Source organism: Dyadobacter sp. Leaf189, from assembly GCF_001424405.1.
Lineage (GTDB): Bacteria > Bacteroidota > Bacteroidia > Cytophagales > Spirosomataceae > Dyadobacter.
Genome location: NZ_LMPS01000004.1, coordinates 1007517 through 1032786 on the forward strand (window position 1 = coordinate 1007517; position 25270 = coordinate 1032786).

General features: G+C 45.5%; 22 protein-coding genes and 1 riboswitch. Of the genes, 6 read left to right on the forward strand and 16 right to left on the reverse strand.

The window, feature by feature from the left end; genetic code table 11:
• Nucleotides 1–29 precede the first annotated feature (29 nt).
• A complete protein-coding gene (gene aroQ / locus ASG33_RS13485) occupies nucleotides 30–449 on the reverse strand; it encodes a type II 3-dehydroquinate dehydratase (protein ID WP_056285759.1) in 420 nt (139 codons plus the stop codon).
• A gap of 31 nt (nucleotides 450–480) precedes the next feature.
• Here aroQ and xerD point away from each other — a divergent pair, with 31 nt between their 5' ends.
• Nucleotides 481–1377 carry a site-specific tyrosine recombinase XerD gene (gene xerD / locus ASG33_RS13490; RefSeq protein ID WP_056285763.1) on the forward strand — a complete coding sequence of 299 codons (897 nt, stop codon included), beginning with the start codon at nucleotides 481–483 and terminating at the stop codon, nucleotides 1375–1377.
• Nucleotides 1378–1380: 3 nt separating this feature from the next.
• Here xerD and ASG33_RS13495 read toward each other — a convergent pair whose 3' ends face one another.
• Nucleotides 1381–1584, reverse strand: a complete 204-nt coding sequence (locus ASG33_RS13495; protein ID WP_056285765.1) for a hypothetical protein — start codon at nucleotides 1582–1584, stop codon at nucleotides 1381–1383.
• Between the two features lies 1 nt (nucleotide 1585).
• Nucleotides 1586–2092: a histidine phosphatase family protein gene (locus tag ASG33_RS13500; protein WP_056286553.1), complete on the reverse strand. Its 507-nt coding sequence runs from the start codon at nucleotides 2090–2092 to the stop codon at nucleotides 1586–1588.
• Nucleotides 2093–2292: 200 nt separating this feature from the next.
• Here ASG33_RS13500 and sppA point away from each other — a divergent pair, with 200 nt between their 5' ends.
• The gene (sppA, locus tag ASG33_RS13505) at nucleotides 2293–4059 is read left to right on the forward strand and encodes a signal peptide peptidase SppA (RefSeq protein WP_056285769.1); all 1767 of its coding nucleotides are present in this window, start codon (nucleotides 2293–2295) and stop codon (nucleotides 4057–4059) included.
• Nucleotides 4060–4116: 57 nt separating this feature from the next.
• Here sppA and ASG33_RS13510 read toward each other — a convergent pair whose 3' ends face one another.
• The 4 genes from ASG33_RS13510 to metH form a co-directional block, all read right to left on the reverse strand.
• Nucleotides 4117–5037, reverse strand: a complete 921-nt coding sequence (locus ASG33_RS13510; RefSeq protein WP_056285773.1) for a YihY/virulence factor BrkB family protein — start codon at nucleotides 5035–5037, stop codon at nucleotides 4117–4119.
• A gap of 85 nt (nucleotides 5038–5122) precedes the next feature.
• Entirely contained in the window at nucleotides 5123–6361 is a 1239-nt protein-coding gene (locus ASG33_RS13515; RefSeq protein ID WP_056285777.1) for a NupC/NupG family nucleoside CNT transporter, read from the reverse strand.
• Between the two features lie 95 nt (nucleotides 6362–6456).
• Nucleotides 6457–7005: a nuclear transport factor 2 family protein gene (locus ASG33_RS13520; protein ID WP_056285780.1), complete on the reverse strand. Its 549-nt coding sequence runs from the start codon at nucleotides 7003–7005 to the stop codon at nucleotides 6457–6459.
• Between the two features lie 197 nt (nucleotides 7006–7202).
• Entirely contained in the window at nucleotides 7203–11027 is a 3825-nt protein-coding gene (gene metH / locus ASG33_RS13525; RefSeq protein WP_056285783.1) for a methionine synthase, read from the reverse strand.
• A gap of 189 nt (nucleotides 11028–11216) precedes the next feature.
• On the opposite strand from metH, the gene ASG33_RS13530 reads away from it, so the two are divergent.
• From ASG33_RS13530 to ASG33_RS13545, 4 genes are all read left to right on the forward strand, one after another.
• On the forward strand, nucleotides 11217–11693 hold the full coding sequence (locus tag ASG33_RS13530; RefSeq protein ID WP_056285785.1) for an Lrp/AsnC family transcriptional regulator: 477 nt from the start codon (nucleotides 11217–11219) through the stop codon (nucleotides 11691–11693).
• A gap of 315 nt (nucleotides 11694–12008) precedes the next feature.
• The gene (locus tag ASG33_RS13535) at nucleotides 12009–12623 is read left to right on the forward strand and encodes an RNA polymerase sigma factor (protein ID WP_056285789.1); all 615 of its coding nucleotides are present in this window, start codon (nucleotides 12009–12011) and stop codon (nucleotides 12621–12623) included.
• On the forward strand, nucleotides 12613–13980 hold the full coding sequence (locus ASG33_RS13540; RefSeq protein WP_056285792.1) for a hypothetical protein: 1368 nt from the start codon (nucleotides 12613–12615) through the stop codon (nucleotides 13978–13980). Before ASG33_RS13535 ends, ASG33_RS13540 begins: the two co-directional genes overlap by 11 nt.
• 91 nt (nucleotides 13981–14071) lie before the next feature.
• Entirely contained in the window at nucleotides 14072–14956 is an 885-nt protein-coding gene (locus ASG33_RS13545; protein ID WP_056285796.1) for a Ppx/GppA phosphatase family protein, read from the forward strand.
• 33 nt (nucleotides 14957–14989) lie between these two features.
• Here the strand turns inward: ASG33_RS13545 and ASG33_RS13550 are convergent, their stop codons facing one another.
• From ASG33_RS13550 to ASG33_RS13585, 9 genes are all read right to left on the reverse strand, one after another.
• On the reverse strand, nucleotides 14990–15361 hold the full coding sequence (locus ASG33_RS13550) for an SxtJ family membrane protein (protein WP_056285801.1): 372 nt from the start codon (nucleotides 15359–15361) through the stop codon (nucleotides 14990–14992).
• 7 nt (nucleotides 15362–15368) lie between these two features.
• Nucleotides 15369–15518: a DUF5989 family protein gene (locus ASG33_RS25950; protein ID WP_169739265.1), complete on the reverse strand. Its 150-nt coding sequence runs from the start codon at nucleotides 15516–15518 to the stop codon at nucleotides 15369–15371.
• Between the two features lie 53 nt (nucleotides 15519–15571).
• Nucleotides 15572–16693, reverse strand: a complete 1122-nt coding sequence (locus ASG33_RS13555; RefSeq protein ID WP_056285806.1) for an SGNH/GDSL hydrolase family protein — start codon at nucleotides 16691–16693, stop codon at nucleotides 15572–15574.
• 25 nt (nucleotides 16694–16718) lie between these two features.
• On the reverse strand, nucleotides 16719–18581 hold the full coding sequence (locus ASG33_RS13560; RefSeq protein ID WP_056285810.1) for a carbamoyltransferase: 1863 nt from the start codon (nucleotides 18579–18581) through the stop codon (nucleotides 16719–16721).
• Between the two features lie 37 nt (nucleotides 18582–18618).
• Entirely contained in the window at nucleotides 18619–19659 is a 1041-nt protein-coding gene (locus ASG33_RS13565; RefSeq protein ID WP_082489207.1) for a hypothetical protein, read from the reverse strand.
• Nucleotides 19660–19782: 123 nt separating this feature from the next.
• Nucleotides 19783–20922 (reverse strand): acyltransferase, encoded by a 1140-nt coding sequence (locus tag ASG33_RS13570; RefSeq protein ID WP_056285815.1) that lies wholly within the window; start codon nucleotides 20920–20922, stop codon nucleotides 19783–19785.
• Nucleotides 20923–20969: 47 nt separating this feature from the next.
• Nucleotides 20970–21356 (reverse strand): acyl-CoA thioesterase, encoded by a 387-nt coding sequence (locus ASG33_RS13575; protein WP_056285819.1) that lies wholly within the window; start codon nucleotides 21354–21356, stop codon nucleotides 20970–20972.
• A 158-nt stretch (nucleotides 21357–21514) separates the two neighbouring features.
• On the reverse strand, nucleotides 21515–23827 hold the full coding sequence (gene metE / locus ASG33_RS13580; protein ID WP_056285822.1) for a 5-methyltetrahydropteroyltriglutamate--homocysteine S-methyltransferase: 2313 nt from the start codon (nucleotides 23825–23827) through the stop codon (nucleotides 21515–21517).
• Nucleotides 23828–23999: 172 nt separating this feature from the next.
• A riboswitch (cobalamin riboswitch) is annotated at nucleotides 24000–24239 on the reverse strand.
• Between the two features lie 153 nt (nucleotides 24240–24392).
• Nucleotides 24393–25127: a 6-phosphogluconolactonase gene (locus tag ASG33_RS13585; protein WP_056285825.1), complete on the reverse strand. Its 735-nt coding sequence runs from the start codon at nucleotides 25125–25127 to the stop codon at nucleotides 24393–24395.
• Nucleotides 25128–25270: the final 143 nt, after the last annotated feature.

A 25270-nucleotide genomic window follows, 5' to 3' on the forward strand; every position in this document is an offset into this window, starting at 1 on the left:
ACTCATTCACTCATTCAATCATTCAATCATTAGAAATCAAACCACCTCACCGCCAACTCATAACCCCTCAGTCCCAGCCCGCAGATCATTCCTTTGCATCTTGATGTGAGGTAGCTGTGGTGACGGAAGGATTCTCTTGCGTGAATGTTGGAAATATGAACCTCGATGGCCGGGGTTCTCACTGATGATAATGCGTCTGCCAATGCAATGGAAGTATGCGTCAGCCCGCCTGCGTTGATAATGATACCATCGAATGTAAAACCTACTTCGTGTATTTTATCAATGAGCGCGCCTTCGTGATTGGATTGGAAGTAATGCAGTTCTACGCCAGGGAATGTACCTTTTAGTGTTTCAAAATAATCCTCAAATGACTGGCTGCCGTAAATTGTAGGTTCACGTTTGCCCAAAAGATTTAGATTGGGACCATTCAGGATCAATATCTTTTTCATTGATTCGTGCAGATTAAATTTTCTTCTTGCTATGTGGCAAAGCTACATTAAACATTTCAAAAACTACCTGCGGCTGGAACGCGCGCTATCGGGTAATTCGGTGGAGGCTTACGTCCGTGATGTGGAGAAGCTGGAAGAGTTTGTTACCCTGGCAGGGATCAACCTTGCTCCCGGAAAAATAGAGGAGGCACACCTGACCGCATTTTTGAAATACCTCGCCGAACTTGGCCTTGCGGCGCATTCGCAAGCCAGGATGCTGTCGGGTATCAAAGCTTTTTTTAAATATCTGGTGCTCGAAAATGAGATAGCCGACGATCCGACGGAGCTGCTGGAATCCCCGCGCCTTCCACGCAAATTGCCCGATGTGCTTTCCTACGAAGAGATAGAATCCATGCTCGGCGCGATCGACCATTCAACTCCGGAAGGTACCCGAAACCGCGCGATTATTGAAGTACTGTACAGCTCCGGGTTACGGGTATCAGAACTTACAAGCTTGCTGCTTACCCATTGTTACTTCGATATCGGCTTTCTTCGGATTTTAGGCAAAGGCGACAAAGTGAGACTGGTACCTATTGGGAAAGAGGCAATTAAGTACACGCAGATTTACCTCGAACACGTCCGGAATGAAATTGCGCCTGATAAGGATAGCGGCGACATTGTTTTCCTGAACCGGAGAGGCGGACAGCTCTCGCGGGTGATGATCTTTTTAATGATCAAAGACATTGCCGAAAAAGCCGGTATTCAGAAGAATGTAAGTCCGCATACTTTTCGCCATTCTTTTGCTACGCATTTGATCGAAGGAGGCGCGAGCTTGCGGGCGGTGCAGGAAATGCTCGGCCACGAGTCCATTACCACCACCGAAATTTACACGCATTTGGACAGGGATTATCTCAAACAGATCGTAAAGGAATTCCATCCCAGGGGCTGATTGTTACTCGACTTCCTGCATGAGCGAATCCAGTTTGAGGGAATCCGCGTCAGGAGCTGCCCCGGGTAATGCGCGGTTCAGTTGCTTGGGCTTGTTCCAGGGAGCTGTAGTGCGGCTCGACATATCATAGGATATGTAGGCAAAGAGTGCTACGAATGCTATAAATACGATGATGAAAATGCGCCGGTTCCTGTTAGATTTTTCCATTTTACTCAATTCCCCCGACCTGTTTTGGTGTTTTATACAAAATCAAATCGCCCGTTTTGGCTGATATCTCCTCCCATTTCTGCTCTTTAAACTCTATAAAAGCAATCCCTGATTTCTTCATCGAGCCGATATTTGAACCAGAAAGGTATTCGGCAAAATAGGTTATGTCCGGATTATGGCCGAAAAGGATAAGTGTTGAAAAATCCTCAGAAACCGCATTCACCGAAGTAAGATATGCTCTTGGTCCGCCATCGTAGATATCGGCGCGTGAATTAATGGAAGCTACATTAACCCCCAGCTGTTTTGCAAAAATCTCCGCTGTTTTAAATGCCCTTGAAGCCGGGCTCGAAATGAAAATGTCCGGCCTTACATTCGAATCGGCCAGCCATTTTCCCATTAACTCAGCTTCTGCGAGCCCTTTATTATTCAGGTTGCGGTCAAAATCGCGTGTTCTGAAAGTTTGGTCCTCGGCAGTGGCGTGACGGACTAAAATGAGGGTCTTTTTCATCTCCATTGTTTTTTTCAAAAATACTGAATCGGGGTTTGTAATACTTGTGGGGTGCGCTTAAAAGTTTTACCAGAGCTTATAAACCACTTAAAATAGCGTTCGACCTTTTGACAATATTTCTCCCGCATCGCCGCACAATTACTACATATTTTTGTTCCTTACGTATCTTTAAAATGAAAACTTCATACCGTTAATATAAAATGCTGCAGTTCTTTAAGTACGTGCTCGCCACATTCGTGGGCATCATCCTCTTTTTCTTCTTGTCTTTCGCAATTCTGGTCGGCATAGGCTCCATGTTTTCGTCTGATGAAGAAGTTGTTATCAATGATAAATCAGTCCTTAAACTTGATTTGAACCAGCCGATCCAGGAAGTGGGTGTTGATAATCCTTTTTCTGATTTTGGCGGAATGTTCAGTGGTAACAATGATGTAGTGGGTTTGAAAGACATTCTGGAAGCTTTGAAAAACGCTCAGGCTGACGATAAAATCAAAGGAATATATTTGAAAACAGACAGCCCGGAAGCAGGCTGGGCTACATTGGAGGAAATCAGGCACCAGCTGACGGAATTTAAAAAATCAAAGAAATTCATCGTTACCTATGCTGAATCCTACTCCGAAAAAGGATACTACCTCGCTTCGGTAGCTGATAAGATCTACCTGAACCCAGTAGGCGGCATTGAATGGAATGGACTTTCGGTGGAATACAGCTTTTTCAAAGGCACATTTGACAAGCTGGACGTAAAACCGCTGGTTTTCAGGGTAGGTGAATTCAAGAGCGCCATTGAAATGTTTACGCGCTCGGATATGAGCGAAGCGAGCAAAAAGCAGTCTTCCGAGCTTATTACCGCCATTAACGGCAACTTCCTTAAAAATATTTCGGCATCGCGGGGAATCCCCGTTCCGCAATTGCAAAACCTGGCTGACTCACTTGGTGTAGAAAATCCAAAAGCCGCTTTGAACAACAAATTCATTACAAACCTGGGTTACCAGGACGAGCTGGAATCCTACCTCAAAAAGGAGCTGAAAGTTGAAGAGAAGAAGAATATCTCCTATGTGGGCGTAAGCAAATACCTGAAAGGCCCCGCCAAAGTGAAAGAAGGCGATTTCAACAAACGCATAGGTGTGTTGGTAGCTGAGGGTGAAATTACCAGCGGCGACGGCGGTGATGATAATATCGGATCTGACAAGTTTGTAAAAGAGCTGAAAGAAATCCGCGAAAACGACAAGATCAAAGCGGTTGTGATCAGGATCAATTCTCCGGGCGGCAGTGCGCTTGCTTCCGATATTATGTGGCGTGAAATTCAGCTTACTGCCAAGAAAAAGCCAGTAATAGCTTCCATGTCTGATGTAGCAGCTTCGGGTGGATATTATATGGCGATGGGCTGTGATACGATCGTTGCCCAACCTAATACCATCACCGGCTCAATCGGGATCTTCGGGCTTGTATTTAATGTAACCGATTTCATGAACAACAAGCTGGGTATCACTTTCGACGGCGTAGGTACAAGCCCGCACGCTGACTGGCCTACTGCAACGCGCGAAATGACTGAATTTGAAAAATCGATGATTCAGAAAAGTGTAAATGAGGGTTACGAAACTTTCACAAGAAAAGCGGCCCAGGGCCGCAGAATGTCGGTCGAAAAATTGAAGAGCCTCGCTCAGGGAAGGGTTTGGTCGGGTGTGGAAGCAAAGCAAAACGGTTTGGTTGACGTACTTGGCGGCGTCGATGATGCAGTCAAAATAGCGGCGAAAGCGGCGAAGCTATCAGAAGGAGATTACCGCGTGCGTTATTATCCCGAAAAGAAAAAACCTCTTGATGAGTTTTTCAATAAGATGATAGGAGACGAAGAAGAGAAAGTAACTGCAAAAAACCTGGGTGAATTGGCACCTTACGTGAAGATGTACAAGAAGCTGATGAACATGGGCGGAATGCAGGCCAGAATGCCATTTGAAATGGTTATCAAATAGATTACAAAGTAAAAAAGGTGCCTCCTGCAAATGCAAGAGGCACCTTTTTTATGCCTTTCAGGAAACTACCTTTCCTGTATCTTCATCAAGTTCTTGCCTCACAATCAATACCGCGTGGTGATTCGGCGTAATGCCTACTCCATCCAGCCGGGCGTATACCTTGGTAAATTCAGCTCCGAAATAGAGGATGATGGACGAATAATAAATCCAGGTGAGCAGGATTACAATGGAAGCTGAGGTACCATAAGCTGCCCCAAGATCCGACTTACCCAGGTAAAAGCTGATCACGAATTTACCGATCAGAAAGAGAATAGCAGTAAATCCTGCTCCTACCATGCATTCTTTCCATCTCAATTCTCCGTCCGGAAGAATCTTGAAGATCACTGTAAACAGGGATGTAATAATGGTAAGTACCAATGCAAGGTTAACAATGTAGAAGAGCACTACGGAAGCTTCCGAAAAATAGCTTTCGAGACGGTTGCTTAATACATCCACCAACGCGCTTGCTCCCAGTGATACCACAAGCAAAAAACCCAGGGTAAGTATCATCGAAAATGATATCAGGCGGTTTTTAAGGTATTGCAGCCACCCTTTCTTAGGCTTGGATTTGATGGACCAGATATAATTAATGGAGTCCTGCATTTCAGCAAAAACCCCGGTCGCACCGATCAGCAGCGTGACAATCCCGATCCCCGCCGCCATTCCCGATTTGTTGGAGAGCTCTGCATTTTTCAGGATTTCCTGTAACTGCTGGGCAGCACTCGCGCCTACCAGTCCGCTGATCTGACCAAAAAGCTCACCTTGAATGGCATCTTTACCAAAAAAGATACTGAAAACCGATATGATCACAAGCAGCATCGGTGCCAGTGAAAATATGGTATAGTACGAAAGCGCTGCGCTCAATTTGAGCCCGCTATCGTTCATAAACTCGTTAAAGCTTTCCTTGATGATAGAGAAATACAGTTTGATATTTTTCATGGAGTAGCGTTTCTGTGCTGTTAATTTGAAAACAGGTCAGAAATATCTGTGCCAACATGAAAATCAGGAACCGGATTTTACCAAATCATAACAACAAGCCGGCCAATGTAGCAGACATGTAAGAAGCCAGTGTACCGCATATCAATGCTTTGAAGCCCAGCCGCGCAAGATCAGCGCGCCGCGTGGGGGCCAGCTCTCCAATTCCTCCTACCTGAATGGCAATGGAGCTGAAATTTGCAAAGCCGCACAATGCAAAACTGGTGATGACGATGGTTTTCTGGTCAAGGGTATCTTTTACCTTAACCAGGTCAAGATATGCTACAAATTCATTGATCACCATTTTGGTACCCATCAAAGAGCCTGCTGTTTCAATGTCTTTCGCAGGCACTCCCATTGCCCACGCAAAAACCGAGAATACTTTCCCTAAAACGAAGTTGAAACTGAGTTGCGGAAACGAGAAAAGTCCGCCTATGTAGCCGAGCAGATAATCCAGTAATGCAACCAATGCGATAAAGCCGATCAGCATCGCAATTACATTGAACCCTACTTTCAAGCCTTCACTTGCGCCGCCTGCAATTGCATCCAGCAAATTCGCGTGCGTTTTCTGGATTTCCAGTTTCACAGCACCTTTTGAATCAGACTGCAGTGTTTCGGGAAAGACGATTTTGGAAATGACCAATGCGCCGGGCGCCGCCATCAAACTAGCCGCGATCAGATAAGGCGCGGGTACTCCCAAAGAGATGTAAACCGCCATAACTCCCCCTGCAATGCAGGCAAAGCTACCCGTCATCGAAGCCATTAACTCCGAATTGGTCATATTTTTCAGGTAAGGCTTGATCATAATTTGCGCCTCAACCTGTCCAACGAATGTACTTGCTACATTGGAAAGTGCTTCCACCCCGCTCACGCCCATCAGCCAGTAAACACCTCTTGCGATGAAAGATACCAATCGTTGCATGATCCCGAGGTGATAGAGCATATTCACGAGAACAGCAACAAAAATGATGGTAGGGATAATCTTGAAGAAGAAAACGAAGTCGTTACCGGGACCGAATGCGCGCTGCATAAGATCGGGCCTTACCAGTGTGCTAAAAACAAAATCAGCTCCCTTGTCTGAAAACGAAAGGAGCTTCTGTACTTTTTCACCCAGCCACTGAAAGACTGCCTGGCCAATATCCGTTCGGAGAATGAAGACTGCCAAACCGAACTGCAACGCAAGACCCACGCCAACGGTACGGTAATTAATTGCTTTTCTGTTGTTTGACATTGCGAATGCAATGCCGAGGATCAGCACAATACCGAGCAGTCCTGTAAATCTTTCCATAAATATTGTGTCGTCACTTTTTAGCCAAAGGTGCAAAAATAACAACAAAATATCGGTATGTGCTACGCCGAATTAAATATCAGGACTCAGCGCAATTATTTAGCAATTTCGTCTGATTTCTTGCCGGGTAAGATGCTGTCTGCGTGGCGGTGAACGATTTTCCATTCACCATTTTCTTTCCGGAAGACGACAGTCACCTGCAAATCCCTGGACTTTCCATCCGCAGGTTTGTAATGTTCTTTTTGTATTAAGTAAGCCTGCAAATCACCTTCGTCGCTGGCAATCTTTTCGAATGTATAATTGACATCAGCAGAAACCGGCTTTTTGGCTGAGTCGAGGTTGGCTGATATTGCATTCCAACCTTTGAGTTCAGCATTTCTGTTGTCGCCGAAAAATGTTACATCATCACTTTGGAGCCACAATGATTTAAAAAGTTCGGGATTACCTCTTTCCATTTCAAGATTTGCCTGCTGCATTTTAGTTACCGCAGCTTCAAATGTATTCTGCTCCGCAGGTTTCGCGGGAACCATATTCCTTAAACGATCAGGCAAAAATGGCTGACTGTTTTCTCTTGCCTTGGTTCTGTATTTAAATGAAGATGCAAGCAGAATCAGAAGAATGAAGACTGAGATATTTCTTTTCATGGCTAATAAACTATTTACTACTTCAATTAGACAAATATCTACTGTAAAATATTGAGAAAATAGAGTATAAATACCTGTTTATTGCTCGATGCTCCATTTAAATACGCGTATAGCGTTGAAAAAGTATATTATTCCCAAATAAAAAAGGGACGTGAATAAATCCACATCCCTTTGAAAAATGCTTGAAGCTTAACAGATTAATATCCCAAAACAGGAGACAGCCATTTTTCCGTTTCCTCCACAGACATCTCCTTTCTGCGGGCATAATCTTCAACCTGATCTTTAAATATTTTTCCTACCGGGAAATACCTGCTTTCGGGGTGTGAAAAATACCAGCCGCTTACACTGCTTGCAGGATACATTGCGAAACTTTCTGTCAGCTCAATGCCGATTTCCTCTGCTTTCAACAGGTCAAAGAGCATTCTTTTCTCGGTATGATCGGGACAGGCAGGATAGCCCGGCGCGGGACGGATACCTCTATACGCTTCTTTGATCAGCTCTTCATTGGAAAGGCTTTCACTTTTATCATAACCCCACAGTTCCTTTCTCACCTTTTCATGCATCAGCTCCGCAAGCGCTTCCACCAGTCTGTCCGCAAGCGCTTTGATCATGATACTGTTGTAGTCGTCGTGGTCTTTTTCATATTTCTCAATCAGCGGCTCAATGCCGATTCCAGCAGTCACTGCAAACCCTCCGATATAATCCTGGTGGCCGCTTTCCAATGGCGCTACGAAATCTGACAGACAATAGTTTGGCAGATTGGAAGCTTTCTGACTTTGCTGGCGTAAATGATGCAAAACCGCCGCGGTATCTGCCACCAGCTCTCCTGCATTCAGATTTTCTTCCGCGTGCTGGCTAATTCTGTACTCAATGTGATTGTGCGAACCGTGCCGCTCACACGGAACCTCCCGTGTCTCTTCCTCGAAGCTATGCAGCACGATATCGTCCTGAATGGAGTTTGCCGGCCAGAAGCCGACCACTGCTTTTGCTTTGAGCGTTTTATCACGAATGATTTCGCCCAGTAACACTGCAGCATCTTCGTACAATTTCATTGCTTCCTGCCCTACCACCTTGTCTTCAAATATCTTGGGATATTTCCCGTGCAGCTGCCAGGTTTGGAAGAATGGTGTCCAGTCAATGTATTTTGCAATATCCGCCAGATCGTAATCATCGAAAACGCGTGTTCCTAAGAACTGCGGTTTCGTTGCTGTGAATTCACTCCAATTGATCTTCGCTTTATTCTCACGCGCTTTTTCAATGCTGATATGCGCTTTTTCACCACCTCTTTTGGCATGATCATCGCGTAATTTGGCATATTCCGCTTTAATATCTGCGAGTACATCTGCCTGGCTTTTCTCGCTCTGGATCAATTTGCCCGCGACCGGAACCGAACGCGAAGCATCCAGTACGTGAATAACCGGGCCGGAATAATTTGGATCAATTTTTACAGCTGTGTGAATGCGTGAAGTAGTCGCTCCGCCGATCAGAAGAGGAGTTTTCAGCTTTCTTCTCTCCATTTCTTTTGCTACACCTACCATTTCATCCAGCGAAGGTGTAATCAGTCCCGACAATCCGATAATATCTACATTATGTTCTTCCGCCGCCGCGAGGATTTTGTCTGTCGGCACCATTACCCCCAGATCGATGATTTCGTAGTTGTTACAACCGAGCACTACTCCTACGATGTTCTTACCGATATCGTGCACATCTCCCTTTACTGTCGCCAGCAGGATTTTGCCCGCTGAACTTCCTCCTTCGCTCTTTTCGGCTTCAATAAAAGGCTGCAAATAAGCCACCGCCTTTTTCATCACCCGCGCAGACTTTACAACCTGCGGCAAAAACATTTTTCCCTCTCCGAAAAGATCTCCCACAATGCTCATTCCGTCCATCAGAGGTCCCTCAATCACTTCCAAAGGTCGGCTGAACAGATGGCGGCATTCTTCAATATCTTCATCTATATAATCAGAGATCCCTTTTACCAGTGCGTGGGATATCCGCTCCTTAATCGGCAACTGTCGCCAGCTCAAATCCGGGCCGCTTTGCGATTTTCCTTTATCCTTAACTGTTTCGGCATAAGTTACCAGCCGCTCAGTTGCATCCGGGCGACGGTTGAGCAGTACATCTTCCACCAGCTCCAGAACATCCTTCGGAATTTCATCGTAGATACCAATCTGGCCTGCATTTACAATACCCATATCCAGACCAGCCTTGATCGCGTGGTACAGGAATGCAGTATGGATCGCTTCGCGCACAGGCTCATTTCCGCGGAAACTGAAAGATACATTGGACACCCCGCCTGAAACTTTTGCATGTGGCAGGTTTTCCTTGATCCAGCGAACTGCATTGATAAAGTCGACCGCATAATTGTTATGCTCCTCCATTCCCGTAGCAACGGTCAGGATATTTGGGTCAAAAATGATATCCTCAGCAGGGAAGCCAACTTCATCGACCAGGATCCTGTAAGCTCTTGAACAAATTTCGCAGCGACGTTCAAAATTATCGGCCTGACCTTGTTCATCGAACGCCATTACCACTGTTGCCGCACCATACCGCAGCACAGTCCGGGCCGATTCTTTAAACTTCTCCTCTCCTTCTTTCAGCGAGATCGAGTTTACGATGGACTTACCTTGCACACATTTCAGTCCCGATTCGATCACCTCCCATTTTGAGGAATCGATCATCAGTGGCACTTTGGAAATATCCGGTTCTGAGGCAATCAGGTTCACAAAAGTCTTCATTGCCTCTACCCCGTCGATCATACCTTCGTCGAGATTGACGTCAATTATCTGCGCGCCACTTTCCACCTGTTCGCGTGCAATGGACAAAGCTTCATCATATTTGCCTTCACGAATCAACCTTGCAAACTTCTTCGATCCCGTTACGTTGCAACGCTCGCCAATGTTTACAAAATTCGTCAGCTTATTGATCTTAACCGGCTCAAGACCCGATAGCTTCATGACTGTTTCAGCTGCCGGCAATGAACGCGGTGCATGTTTCCTGGCAAGATCTGCAATCACCCTGATGTGATCGGGCGTAGTTCCGCAGCAGCCTCCGATGATATTGATCAGGTTATCCTTCAAAAACCCGTCGATTACCTCACCCATTTGCTCCGGCGATTCGTCATACTCACCCATTTCATTCGGCAAGCCGGCGTTCGGGTGAGCCGATGTATAAAATGGAGATTCCTTCGCCAGGATCTGAACATAGGGACGCATTAAATCAGCACCCAATGCACAGTTCAGGCCAACAGAAAGTAATGGTAAATGCGAAACCGAAGTCAGAAAAGCTTCCGTAGTTTGCCCGGAAAGCGTGCGGCCCGATGCGTCGGTAATTGTTCCTGAGATCATGACCGGTAACGATTCGCCAGGTACATTCTTCCAGGAATCAAGCCGCTCTACCTTGCCATTTTTTGCATCAACAAAAAACTGGTCAATTGCGAAAAGCGCTGCCTTTGCATTTAATGTATCGAAGATGGTTTCTACAAGCAACAAGTCACAACCACCATCAGTCAACCCTTTAATCTGCTCATAATAAGCCTCAACCAGCTGATCAAAGCTGATTGCACGGTAACCTGGATTGTTTACATCGGGCGAAAGAGAGGCTGTCCGGTTGGTAGGGCCCATTGAACCGGCCACAAATCTTGGCTTATCAGGCTCACGCTCGGTGAACTCGTCGGCTACTTCCCGCGCCAGCCGTGCCGATTCGTAGTTCAGTTCGTAAACCAGCTCTTCCATTCCGTAATCTGCCATCGCGATGGCAGTACCGGAGAAAGTATTGGTTTCGGCGATATCTGCGCCTGCTTCAAAATAAGCGGCGTGAATTTCTTTGATGATATCTGGTCGAGTCAGGGAAAGTAAATCATTGTTTCCTTTCACATCCTGCGGCCAATCGGCAAAACGGTCGCCGCGGTAATCGTGATCCTCCAACTTGTACCGCTGGATCATCGTACCCATAGCTCCATCCAATACAAGAATGCGGTTTTTAAGAATCTCGCGAATATCCGCCTTTTCAGTTGCTATCATTTATGTAATATTTTGATGAGTTCATGATTAATCCGCCGGAAGCAGACTTTACAAGAGACAAATTTAAGTCAATAGATTTTTTATTCAATAAAACAAAAAATATTAGACTAAACATCTACCTATTTGACATTCGATACACTATTTATCTATATTCGAAGGTTAGTTGAAGTGAATAAAGATATTCTATCTATGTATAATCTGGACGAAACAGATGCCAAAATCCTGCATTTGCTGCAACAGGATGCGACCCTGAAAACACGCGAATTATCCGAAAAGCTCAATCTTTCTTACACGCCGGTTTACGAACGGGTAAGAAGATTAGAGAAGGAAGGCGTGATCCGGAAGTACGTCGCGCTGGTCGACCGTGAGAAAGTCGGGAAAAAGTTAATGGCTTTCTGCAATATCGCGCTCAAAGAACATTCTAAGAATATGGGCGAAAGATTTGTCAAGGCTGTTACGGCGATGCCCGAGGTAATGGAATGCTTCAACATTTCGGGCGACTACGATTTTTTATTAAAAGTAGTAGTCGACGATATGTCGCAGTATCAGCAATTTTTAATGCAGAAACTTGGCTCCCTGGATAACATTGGGAGTACGCACAGCTTGTTTGTGATGGGCGAAATCAAGAATTCCTCGGCGCTGGAAATGCTCGCCAGCAAAAAATAAATACGGCCCCGAAAGATCCCGGGCCGTATTCCAACTCACCCCTAACAAAAGGTCTTCAAATGTTATAAAAAGTTAAAATTTCATCTCGCCGAGGCGTCAGCTTCATCAGTTAGCCGGTGCTTTAAATGGGATTACGCTGGTATTTCCTCCACTGTTGCACGGAAAGGCACTTTTGATCTCCCACCAGTCACTTTCCTGACTAAAATCCTGATTTTAAACAGCGTTAACTTTTTTGTAATTTTTTGCAACATAAGCTCAGCTACCCACGTAACTGACATTAAGAATGCGATCCCTGACAATCTTGATACCCTGACGTTGCTATTTGGAAGAAAAATATCCTTTAATGAGAACGACTTCGAATCTGTCGTAGCTGCGTGCATTGCGGGTAACAACCAGGCGCAGCGGCATCTCTATAAACAGTTTTTCGGCTATTCTAAAAGTATCTGCCTTCGTTACACTGCCTCCACAGAAGAAGCCGAGGAAGTTTTGAATGAAGGCTTCCTGAAAGTCTTTAATAATCTACAAAAATATGATCCGAACCACCCCTTTAAAGCCTGGTTGCGGACTATCATGGTGAATACGGCGATCAGTTATTATCGCAAACATAAAAAGCACAGCGAGGATATGATTGCATTGGAAGATGCGCCTTATCCGAAGTTTGAAGAAGATGTAATCTCGCAGATTACAGCAGAAGAAATACTTGCATTGATCCAGAAAATCAAGCCTGTTTATAAAAACGTCTTTTTATTATATGTAGTCGATGGCTACAATCACAGGGAAATTGCAGATCTGCTGCAAATCAATGAGGCCACAGTCCGGTCGCATTATGTTCGTGCAAGAGCCCGGTTGCAGCATTTAATAAAACAATATTACCCACATCTCTTTCCAAGCGATTGGGCCGTAAAGTCATTCAGAGGAAATGAAAACTAATCAATTTGAAACAACTATACGCCGGAAATTAGAGAGTATCCAACCAGACTTTCAGGAAGCGGATTGGGCCAGAATGCAGAATTACATGCATGCGCACACGCCGCCGAGTTTTTGGCAACAATATAGTTCATGGATCGGATATGCCGCCGCAGCTTCGGTAACGGCGGTAATGGCGTTTCTTTACGTAAACCAGCTATCACAAAATGACAGCCTGCTTGCAGACGTAAAAAACCTGCAGGAGCAGATCGAAGTGATCAAACAACAACCCGCTCAGGTTGCGAAAGCGGATACCATTTACATTGTGCAAAAAGCAGATGCGGATCAAGACAGGCAGAGTTACCAGGTGGCTGTGCGGGAAAATGCAGCTCGCTTCACTGAGAATTCCTACGCTTTTAATGCAAATACCCGGACTTCTGAACCTTACCTGTCACATCGTAAAAAATCCGAAGTTGCTGAGAGCTCTGCAAACAGCGAGAGGCAATATGCAGCTTCCGGCATGAGCGGTACGGACGAAGTACCACCTGCCGCGGTATCTCGTGAATATTTCACTGTACTCTCGTCTAAGTCCCCGCTGAATGTAAATAGTGGCAATGCGCTTTCAAGAAAGATGAACTATGATTTGGCAAACAGGCTCTCTACCAGACAGGTACAAAGAGCGATCAACTGGAACAATGTTCAAATTGCAAAAGTCAGTACCATTGCTGACAAAAAAGTGGAAAGGACCGCGAAGGCGGATAATATAGTCCCGAAGCTTGACATTAAAGCACCTTACCGGTTTGGGGGAGGTATTCAAATGGAAGCAAACGGAACTGCGAAGTCAGTTGTGGGCGAGGTACTGGTGGCCAGGAAGTTCTCGATCACGGCAGGGATAAGCTGGCTGAAAGTAAAACCAATGGAGTTTATTTCAGAAAAGATATTCAGGGAGAAAGTACGTAAGGATTTCAAGCGATCGCACCCGGGAGATGTACCGCTCGCTTTGGATGTGTTTAACATTAAAGTAAATCCGACGCTTGTCCAGATCCCGCTTACAGTCGCATTCCGGAACAATCTGAAAGACAACTGGGCTTACTACGCCGGAGTTGGTACCAATGTGACGGTCTCGTCCAAAGAAAAAGTTTCATTCGATTGCATTGCGCCGAACAAAGAGTACTTCAAAAACGAATTTGATAAAAAGACCAAAGTACCTGCTGTCAGCTCGGTCAACTTCTCTGTAGGAATTGAGAAAACCTGGCACCCGATTGTAGTACAGGCCGAAGGTTATGTTTACACTTATTTTACCCCTCTGACTCCCCTGAGCCATACTACCGGACCGGGTGTAAAGTTGAAGCTTCTGTATCAGATAGGCGGCAAAATGTAGATAAACAGCTTTAACTTTCACGGGCACCCGTACAATGTGTTCGTGAAAGTTCTATTTTTGGCTTTTATTTACTCCCCTATAATACGTTTCCTTGAAATTCGCTGCAATAGATATAGGATCCAATGGTGCCCGCATGCAGATTTCCTCTGTACTGCATGACGGCGGCGTTTCCCGCTTCAAAAAGGTTGAATATGTACGTTTCCCGCTTCGTTTAGGCCATGACGTTTTTACTCAGGGCCGGATCACGGAACAGAGTGAAGACCGCATGATGAAATTGATGCTTGCTTACCAGCTCCTCATGGAACTGCACGAAGTAGATGATTTCATGGCGTGCTCCACATCTGCGATGCGTGAGGCCGAAAACGGATATGAAGTCCGCGACCGCATTGTAAACCGCACCGGCATTCACATTCAGATCATTGACGGACAACGTGAAGCTGAGCTTGTTAATAATGTCGTTGTCAAATCACTGGGTGAGGGTCAGTATATTCACATTGACGTGGGCGGCGGCAGCACGGAGTTGAACTTGTACAAAGACCGTGTAAAGACTTTTGCAAAATCCTTCAAACTGGGTTCTGTGAGGCTTCTTGAAGGAAAAGAATCCAAGAATTCGTGGCAGAAAATCAAAGAGTGGATCAACCAGCATGTCGACTACAGCCAGCCTATTCAGGCAGTTGGAACGGGTGGTAACATCAATAAGCTTTTTGATTTGTCTTCTAAGCTTACCGAAAGCTCCACTAGTCTGGAAGAAATTGAGAGAATGAAAGAGTACATTTCCCAGTTTTCACTAGAAGAAAGGATCAACAAGCTGCAACTCAATCCCGACAGAGCCGACGTAATTGTTCCTGCGGGAGATATTTACACCTCAGCAATGAAGTGGGCAGGGGCGGAAATCATTCACGTACCCGATGTGGGTCTGAAAGACGGGATGCTGCAATTACTTTACGATAGAGCATGCAGAAAGAAAAAAGCCTGAAACCAGGCTCTTTCTTTTACAACCAAAACCCAATTACCATACATTTTCAAGATCCTTGGCGCCATACTTGTGGTTTCTTTCATGGAAGAGAGACCCGGACTGTCTTCGTTTGAGCGTCAATGCATCTTTTCTATTCATCCGCGCTATCAAAGCGACGGGGATAAGTACTATGAAAAAGATTACCGTGAGCAAAATGGCGCCATTGATCTTTCCCAGTACCTCCGCGATTTTAAACCAGCATTTTACAATGATCTCACCGGCAGGCGGAATAAGTAAACTTACCATTCCGACGATGGCCGCAGCAGCCAGTATAGCTGGTTGTTTAAAAAAATAGAAGATCAGAATAAGGCCGGTGACAATTACCAACTGTGCTTTTGCGTGCTCCGACTTATCAGGTACAGTCATCGAAGTGTTAGAATAAGGTATAAATAAATGGAGCTGCCGCTGAACCTCCTCCGATTACGACCAGGATACCAATCAGGAGCAAAACAATGATTACAGGAGCAAGCCACCATTTTTTACGCTCCTTCATAAATGCAAATAAATCAGTCAGAAAATCCATTCGTTTGTCGTTTTAAATTTATGTATGCTGTATTGCAGTCGCTTCCAAAGCAGTTAATGCTTGCTAATGGCTGCGTAGAGCCTATCGGCAATGAGCTGGTTGATCGCCGCACTCGCGTGACCATCATTTTCACCAACCACTCTTTCCTTCCCCGGTAGTTTTTTGATCCCGTCGTTAATGCCGACGATTGTTACATTCTTTGACTGCAGGTATTCTACCACAGCTCTGGTTTCACCAGCGCTTTTATCTACTTGAAAAAGGAATGGTATGAAGACTGCGTACATCTGTGCTTTTGTAGAATCACGGTAGGCAAGCATTGCTGAGAGGTCTTTCAGGTGTGTGCTCAGGACTGTGGTATCCGTATATGCTGCGTGCACAAAATTTTCAAAAGTGCTTACACCGATATGCGGAAGTTGCCAGTAAATGAAATTGGGCAAATAAAACCGCTTTATGATCGTCGCCATTGGACCTTTGAGATCTGCATAAGGCTCTGCTCCTGTCAGCAAAAGACCTTTATCGCGGCCAGCCTTTTCTATATCATTGGGGAAATATTGAAGAATGATAATGTCAGGCTTGACAGGAAAATCGTACAAACGCTTTGCTTCGTCGCGGGTATCCGCGCCTGACATTCCAAGGTTATAGATCGTATACCTGTCTGTTCCGAGTTTCGCTTCCAGGATATTCGAAAAGCGCTCATTCACATTATTCAGGCCGTGGCCAGCGGCAAACGAATCTCCGATCACAAGGATTTTCTTTTTGCCGTTCTCATTCCTGATTTCGTTATCACGGTAACCCAGCGAGTTTACGGGTTTCCAGTATTTCTCCCACCAGATCTGTGAAGCTTTTGAAAGCACTCCTTCATGACTTTGTGGAATGTACATAAATGTCATTTCCAGAATAATCAACACCAGAACAAGGGTTGTAAGAATTGTAGCAACACGGGCAGTTAGCTCCTTTGCATTCCGCTTAACCACGCCATAGTAGAAAATACGCATGATCTCGACCATTAACAGGAACCAGCATGCGAGTTTCGCCAGCCGCACGTACCAGCTGTCGGCTTGCGGATAACCGGAGTAATCAAATTTGATAGAAAACTTGTCGGGGTAAAAAAGGAATACAAACAGCAATCCCAGGAACAAGATGCGGACAACACTGGTAAAGATTTTAGATGCCATTATTTTGAGCCATTTTGCATGAGGGTTAATCCAGTACAAACTCTTCTTTCCACCCGTCCTTTTCAGTCCATTCCGGTTGCTGTTTTTTGTCAAACAAATAATTACCGACCACCAAATAGTCCATCTCAGTGCGCATAAAGCATCTGTAAGCATCATTTGGAGTACAAACAATGGGCTCTCCACGTACGTTAAAGCTGGTATTTACAAGTACCGGACAGCCAGTCAATTGTTTAAATGCCTGAATCAGGTCGTAGTAACGCGGGTTGGTTGTTTTATGTACAGTTTGAATTCTTGCGGAATAATCAATGTGCGTAATCGAGGGGAGTTCTGATCTTTGATAATATAGCTTCTCTCGAAGATCCATTGATCCGTAGTTTGCCGGCACGGGCTTTCGCAGGCGCTCTTTAACAGAATGTACCAGCAACATATAGGGAGATATGCCATCAAAATCAAAGAAGTCAGCGCATTCATCTGCAAGTACCGAAGGTGCAAACGGGCGAAAGGACTCCCTGTATTTGATTTTCAAATTGAGCTTCTTCTGCATTTCTGCATTCCTCGGGTCGCCGAGAATGCTGCGCGCGCCCAGAGCGCGCGGCCCGAACTCCATTCTTCCTTGTACCCAGCCCACTACATTGCCCTCTGCCAGAATAGCAGCTACCTGGGCAGTGAGCACCTCGAACTTTTGAAAATGAGTGTAGACCGCTTTGTATTTCTTCGCCGTCAGTTCAACTTCCAGGTCCGAAAATGTAGGACCCAGATAAGAACCCTGCAATGCGTCACCGGTCCCCGAAATATCTCGTTCACAACCAAAATAGATGTGGTAAGCAGCTTGTGCAGCACCCAGAGCACCGCCCGCATCTCCGGCCGCAGGCTGGATGAAGATATCCTTGAATATCCCCGACTTTTGCAGCTTTCCGTTTGACACACAATTCAATGCTACTCCACCCGCGAGACACAGGTATTCCGCGCCGGTGAGCCGCTTCGCTTCGGCTGCCATTTTAAGAACAATCTGCTCGGTTACGTTCTGAATGGCCAGACCCAGATTGCAATGCTGTGCTTCCAGGGAATCCTCGGGGTCCCTTTTCTTGACTCCAAACAGGAATTCCCATTTTGGTTCATTGACCATTTTCAAGCCAGTAGCATAATCGAAGTATTCCTGATTTAGCCAGATTGAACCGTCTTCTTTCAAATCAATTAACTCACTTAAGATGAGCCGTTCATATCTCTGTATATCTGACGAGGCCGCGTTTCCATAAGGTGCCAGTCCCATCAATTTGTACTCACCGGAATTAACCCTGAAACCTAGAAAATAGGTAAATGCAGAATAAAGCAGGCCGAGTGAATGCGGAAAGCGCATTTCTCTGAGAATGGAGATACCTTTTCCTTCCCCGCTGCAGATAGAAGCGGTAGCCCACTCCCCTACGCCATCGATCGTAAGAATGGCTGCTTTTTTAAACGGCGACGGATAAAATGCACTGGCTGCATGTGACAGGTGATGTTCAGGAAAGAGGAGTTTCAGCTTCTTCTTTTTGCTGTACCCCAGCTTAACCAGTTCCTCGTTGATCAACCTCTTCAAAAACATCTTTTCTTTGAGCCAAACGGGCATTGCCGTCAGAAAAGACCGCAAGCCGTTTGGCGCAAAAGCATAATAGGTTTCAAGCAACCGCTCAAATTTCAATAACGGTTTATCGTAAAAAGCAACTGCATCCAGCTCATCCACAGACAATCCTGCATATTCAAGACAAAACCTGACTGCATTGGAGGGAAAAGATGGATCGTGCTTTTTTCTTGTAAACCGTTCTTCCTGCGCCGCGGCTACAATGTCACCATTGTCGATCAACGCGGCAGCAGAATCGTGATAAAAAGCGGAAATGCCTAAAATCTTCATCAAGTGTGTGTAATAAGCTGATAGTTAGGTTAATTATTCAGTCAAGGATCTTTTTACTGATGATGTAGCTAGCCAGCTCTTTTGCAAACCGCTGCGCACCTGCCTCGCTCAAATGGCAAACATCACAGAAAAGCGCAGGTTCCTGCGGCAGCGCATTTTCCATATCCATGAAAGCTAAATCATGTTTTTTGACTTGATTTTTTAAGATTTTGTTGTGCTTCGCAATACCTGCCTTTACGTATTCAGCCTTTCCCCACATTGTTACCGGAGTAGCAAATTTGCATCCTGCGAAATATTGCATATCGCTCTGCTTGCCCGTGAGCGTAACATTCAACGGGAAGCAGGAGGCATAACTCATCAGAAGCAATGACTCCTTCCTTGAATGTGCAATAGTGATAATGCGGGAAAGGTTTTGATGGTATGAATTGATGGATTTATAAGATCCCGCAGAGGCAGAAACCGTTAAGTCAGACCCATATTGCCCGAGATAGGTTTTATGCTGTATCTTATCTTTAATAGCCCGAAAAGCCTTATCAACTACATAAGGGATGACAGAGATGTCGATTTCGGGATGGGCAAGCAAAATATATATATCGCTGTACCACTTGATGTGTGAGTAATCTGCTCTGAAAAGCTTATCTGAGATGTTACCTGCATGGAGGTCGTTAATAGCCTCGTAGTAAATCACCAGATCAAAGTGCTGATTCCTCAGGAGATCATATTTAAGTAAGTTATCTAGTGAAGTATGGGCAGGGGCTGCAACATTATAAATGGCTACTTTTTTTGTCCCTTTATAATGCTTGTTAAGCAATGCATTTAGCCTAGGTTCCAGATTTAGATAACCGGGACTAATGACGGATCCACCTAGGATTAAGATATCTGTGATATCGTCATCTGCACGAATTTTTTTTTCTGCTATTGATTCAATGTTACTGTAAAAGCACTTATAGATATAATCAGAAGGTTTGATGAAATCGTAACCATAAAACATCAGCCCAATCCTCAACGCTGCTTCTGCGACTAGAAATAGAGCTAGGAAATAAATTAAGCCAAAACTAAACAACCTAAGGCGGGACATCGATGACTAAATAAATTGAGTGACCCAAGGTACTAGCCCAAAAAGACTACCTAGAACTCAAGTTATTTGTCGGCCTATTTGGACTATCAAAAGGAAAGTAAGTGCTTACGAACCGATACCGAGCTATTCTGCCGCTGCGTTGATAGTTGTAGCAGAAGGTTTCACCCTACTTAGCTGGAAGTACTTTTTGAGCTTGATAAATGGCGCCTCGAAGATGTACCAGGAAGCTGTCGCCAGCAAAATGAGGACAACCAGGCTAACCAGTTTAAGGGAGTTCTCTGAGAAAGTCAGCGTGATGTGCAGGTAGCGGTTAAGTACCTTCACGATAAAAGGTACGACAAGTGTCGGTACCAGCATGTGGTACACGTAAAGTCCGTAGCTCACCCGACCAATGTGCCTCATAAATGCATTATCGAGGATACTTCCAATGATAGAGGGAAAACCTTTCCCATAACTCGCTTTGGCAACCAGGTACAGACAGAAAAGCGACATGGAAGTTCTGAAAAACAACGTTTTCAGCCAGGATTCGTCGTTATTAAAACAGATAAACAGAAATACACCGAGCCCAATTACAGCCAGTACATTCAGGGTTTTCAGGAACTTAACTACTGATTTGTCGAAATAGCTGACATAAGCCCAGATAGCTCCCAAACCAAATGCATCAAGACAGGTTGGCATCAACACTCCTTCGCTGTATCCGAAAGAACCCAGAATTGCCCGGGAGGCAATACCCAGCACAACCGTGGCGATCAACGTTCCCCGCATGTAGCGCAGAGGTACTGTCAACACTACAAAAGGCCAGAATATATAAAACTGTTCTTCAACCGCCAGCGACCAGAATGGAGAAAGCACGTCAGACCAATCGTGGAGCTTCTCGATCAGGAAGTTGGAAATGTAAAGCAGGTAGTAAGCAGGATTATAGTAAAGCTGACTCGGGATTTTTGGAAAAAAATCAATGTACCGGATGCTCCAAATTACCAGTAATGTGAGATAATAGAGCGGAAAAATGCGCAGCATACGCCGCAGCATAAAATTCTTGTAAGTAGCAGCAAGCCCGTGAGAAGCAAGGTAATTCCGGCTCGCAAGCAGGATCCGCGTGATCAGAAAACCGCTTAAAACAAAGAACAATGTAACTCCCACCGGACCGTTTGCAATTACATTGATACCCTCACCCTCGGGAAACCAGTGAAACAAGACAACTAGGGCAACTGCAAATGCCCTCAGCCCATCAAGTTGAGAAATGTACTCCTGCTGTTTTTGCATGTGTGCCAAAATATAACTACCAAAGAACGCGATTAATTGGTAAAAATTCAGCTTAATATTTTGACCGGCTTGTGATCTTCATCGAGTGCTACGAACGTAAAAATGCCTGTTACTGCCTTTTCACGGCCTTCCTCGTACATCTTTTCAACAAAAATATCAACCCGAACCTTCATACTGGTATTGCCCACAGTCTCCACTCTGCCAACGAGCTCGATGATCGTTCCAGCGGGGATCGGGTGCGTAAAATCAATGCGGTCAGACGATACGGTAACGCACCGGAGTCTGGAAAAACGGGTGGCTGCGATGAATGCAACTTCGTCCATCATCGACAATGCAGTTCCTCCGAAAAGTGTGTCGTAGTGATTTGTATTATTTGGGAAAACGGTTTTAAAAACGCGCGTTTCCGAAGCTTTGATTTTTTCCTGGATGTTCAATTGTACTTGGTTTTAAGTTAGTGGGGGATGTTGAGTTTGGTCGTTGATTGTTATTGATTGTCATTTGTCGTCATTTGTGGTCATTGATTGCCTTCTTGGTCTCTGATAACAAAGAATGACAATCAATGACAATTAATGACCCAAATGACAATATCCAACTACCCGTATCTTTCGCGCAGCAAGTTACCTGCCAGGATCATATTTCGCAAAGCAGCCTCCGTCTCAGGCCATTTTCGGGTTTTCAGGCCGCAGTCCGGATTAACCCAAAGGTTTCTGGCTGGAATGACTTTCAATGCCTTTTCAAGTAAAAGCACCATCTCGTCAACAGTAGGTACGCGCGGTGAGTGGATATCGTACACGCCAGGGCCGATTTCATTGGGGTAATTGAAGTTTGCAAATGCATCCAGCAGCTCCATTTGCGACCGCGAAGTTTCAATTGTAATGACATCCGCGTCCATTGCCGCAATGGAATCGATGATATCATTGAACTCTGAATAACACATATGCGTGTGGATCTGCGTCTGGTCAGCGACTCCGGAAGCACTGAGCCTGAATGCGTCAACCGCCCATTTGAGGTAACCCGACCAATCAGCCTTCCTCAATGGAAGTCCTTCCCGAATAGCAGGTTCATCGATTTGTATTACTTTGATACCCGCTTTTTCAAGATCAACTACCTCGTCGCGAATAGCCAGCGCGATCTTAAATGCAGTGTCTTTCCGGGGCTGATCGTCCCGGACAAACGACCATTGCAAAATCGTAACCGGGCCTGTAAGCATCCCTTTGACCAGCTTTTCAGAGTTAGCCTGTGCGAATGCCGACCATTTGACTGTCATAGCTTCCGGCCGCTCCACATCACCATATATAACAGGCGGTTTCACACAGCGGCTGCCGTAGCTTTGTACCCAGCCATTTTGCGTAAAAACAAAACCCGACAGGCTCTCACCAAAATATTCGACCATATCATTCCGCTCAAACTCGCCATGTACCAGCACGTCAATTCCAAGTTCCTCCTGCCAGCGCAGCGAGCTAATGATTTCTTCCCGGATGCGGCTCTCGTACTCTTCCTGAGTCAATGCATTCTTTTTCAGATTAGCACGTAGCAAACGTACTTCGTCAGTTTGGGGGAATGACCCAATCGTTGTTGAAGGAAACATCGGCAGCTTCAATTTTTCCAGTTGTATCTGCTGCCTTTCCGAAAAGCTACTTTGCCTGTTAAAATCATTTTCATTTACCTGCGAAAGGCGGCGCTTCACTTCCTGCTTATGGATCAAAGTGGCATTGCGGCGGCTTTCAATTGTCTCCTGGTTAGCAATGAATGCGGGATCAGTACTCCAATTTATCTCCGCCAGTCGGGCGATTTCGGTCACTTCCGACAACTTTTGCTTTGCAAATGACATCCAGTTTTTGATCTCCGGGATTAGAACCGTTTCATCCTGTTCCAGTTCGAGGTCGCACGGGCTATGGAGCAGCGATGAGGAAGGCGCAATGAGCAGGCGGTCTTTCCCGAGTACCTCAGCCGCCTGATCGATGAATGCCAGCGATTTGGAGTAGTCATTTTTCCAGATATTTCTCCCATCAACAACGCCCAGCGAAAGCAGGCGTGCAGAATCTACAAAGTCTTTGTGAGCCAGCAAAGCTGTAAAGGATCCGGCGCCTCTTGTCAGATCAATGTGCAATGCATTTACCGGCAAGCCGGCAGCGGTATTTACGTTATCATCTAATTCGCCAAAGTAGGTCGCAACCAGCAATTTCAATCCGGGAACTGCCTTTCTGATTTCGGAATATGCTGATTCAAAAGCTTTCTGTTGCTTTGCCGACAGGTCAAGTACCAATGCAGGCTCATCGAGCTGTATCCATTCCACGCCTCTTGCGGCGAGCTCTTCCAGAACAGAAATGTAAACCGGCAGCAGATTTTCAATCAAATCAATTTTATCGAAGCCTTCCTCCTTTTCTTTCCCCAGCAACAGGTAGGTAACCGGGCCCAGCAAAACTGGTTTTGTCAAAATTCCCTTTTGCAATGCGTCTTCAAATTCCAGCAGCACTTTGTCGGAATACCTTCTGAACTGTTGATTTTTGGTAAACTCCGGCACGAGGTAATGGTAGTTTGTATCAAACCACTTCGTCATTTCCATTGCCTTTATATCGTGATTGTCGCGCTGGTATCCGCGCGCCATGGCGTAGTAAAGTTCAAGTTCCTTGTTAGACTTCCCATCGATCAGCTGGTGGTAACGTTCGGGCACTGCACCTACCATCAGCGAAGTGTCGAGTACCTGATCGTACAATGAAAAATCATTGGACGGAATTAGCGCGATACCTGCCGCGCGCTGCGTATTCCAGTTTTCATGACGGATTTTACGTGCGACTTTCTGCAATTCGTCGCGGTCGATTTTACCTGCCCAGAACTTTTCGCTGGCCCTTTTCAGTTCACGCCGACTTCCGATGCGCGGGTAGCCGAGATTGTGTGATAACATAGCATTTGTGTTTAAGAGTTAATAAAAACCCTTTGAAAACACCCCCGTCCCGACCTTAACCGGTACGTAACACAAGTGAGATTGCCCGGCCGCAGCGCCAAGTCTGCTCGCAGGTTCCTCTTTGAAATATGTCTGGTAAATCAATGCCTGACCAGCCTCCAACCGTGAGAGAATGGACATTGAGAGTAGCGGCAAGTCTCCTGGCTTATATCATTTTCACCGCCCTTCTCGTCGCACATGCCTTTTAAATGGACATTTACAACAATGGGACACCTGGGTAAAAACTTGTTCCTGTATTCCGGAACTGATATTTACAGTAGCACGACTGCCCGTGATTTGCACACGGTTCCTTTTTAGTTTGCTGTATTTGGCTGAGGGTTCCAAAAGCAAAACCACTACCCCGATTGACGGGCGTTCACAAAGAACTGGTCAAATTTAGAAAGGAAAGACCGCGCCGGAAAAATGCGCCGCTATTTAAGTGAAACGAGGAAAATTTCTTCCGAGCAAGGGATATTTTATCTTTTTACCCCAAAAATAAATGGCTCCAAAAGTGATTTTTTGAAGCTCATCGCTTCAATCCGCTTCCTGCCTCTTCATCCAGGATAAACTCTGCATTCATGTGGTTTTGCAAAACGGTAGCGGGAAAGTCGGCGGTTACCGGGAAAGCTAATGCACGTGCGATAACCTGGGCTTTTGCACCTCCTGAGCCAATCAGAATGGCTGTTTCTGCTTCCAGAATATGCCTGATACCAACAGTGATCCCCCCCGTGAGCGGAGTGGGTTTGTTGAAATACTTCTGTCCGACCTCGGCAGTCAGCGGGTCAAGCTCGGAAATATGCGCATAGGTATCCCAGGGTGTTCCCGGCTCATTCAATGCCAGATGCCCGTTCATTCCTATTCCAAGAACAATCAGGTCGAGTCCGCCGAAGCTTTCCACTATCTTGTTTACCCTGGTACATTCAGCCTCCGGGTCCATTGCTTTTCCATTAAAAAACACAACCTGGTTTTCACGAAAACCAATTGGTTTCAGAAAATCTCTATCGAGCAGGTCCCGGCAGCTACCCTCGTCACCTGCACCCAGACCGATCCACTCATCAAGGCCAATGTAAATGCATTTAGAAAAGTCAACTTCTCCTTTCTGGTTGGCTGCTGCCAATGCACGGAACATCCCGAGCGGCGTGCTCCCCGAAGGCAAACAGATGACTGAATCGGGCTTTCTGGTCAGGAGTGCGATCACACGGTCGGCAGCCGCCTGGCTCATTGCATTGTAGTCGGGATAGATACTGATCTTGGGTACCATTGCAGCTTATATTCGTTTTTGAAGGCCGCCAATCTAACCATTCTTTTCAAAGAGCTTAACATTTATCCTTCAAAAAACAACAAAAACTAAAAGCCCGAACCTAACTTTACCTTTCAATCCAATTCATTTTTATCCTACTAAAA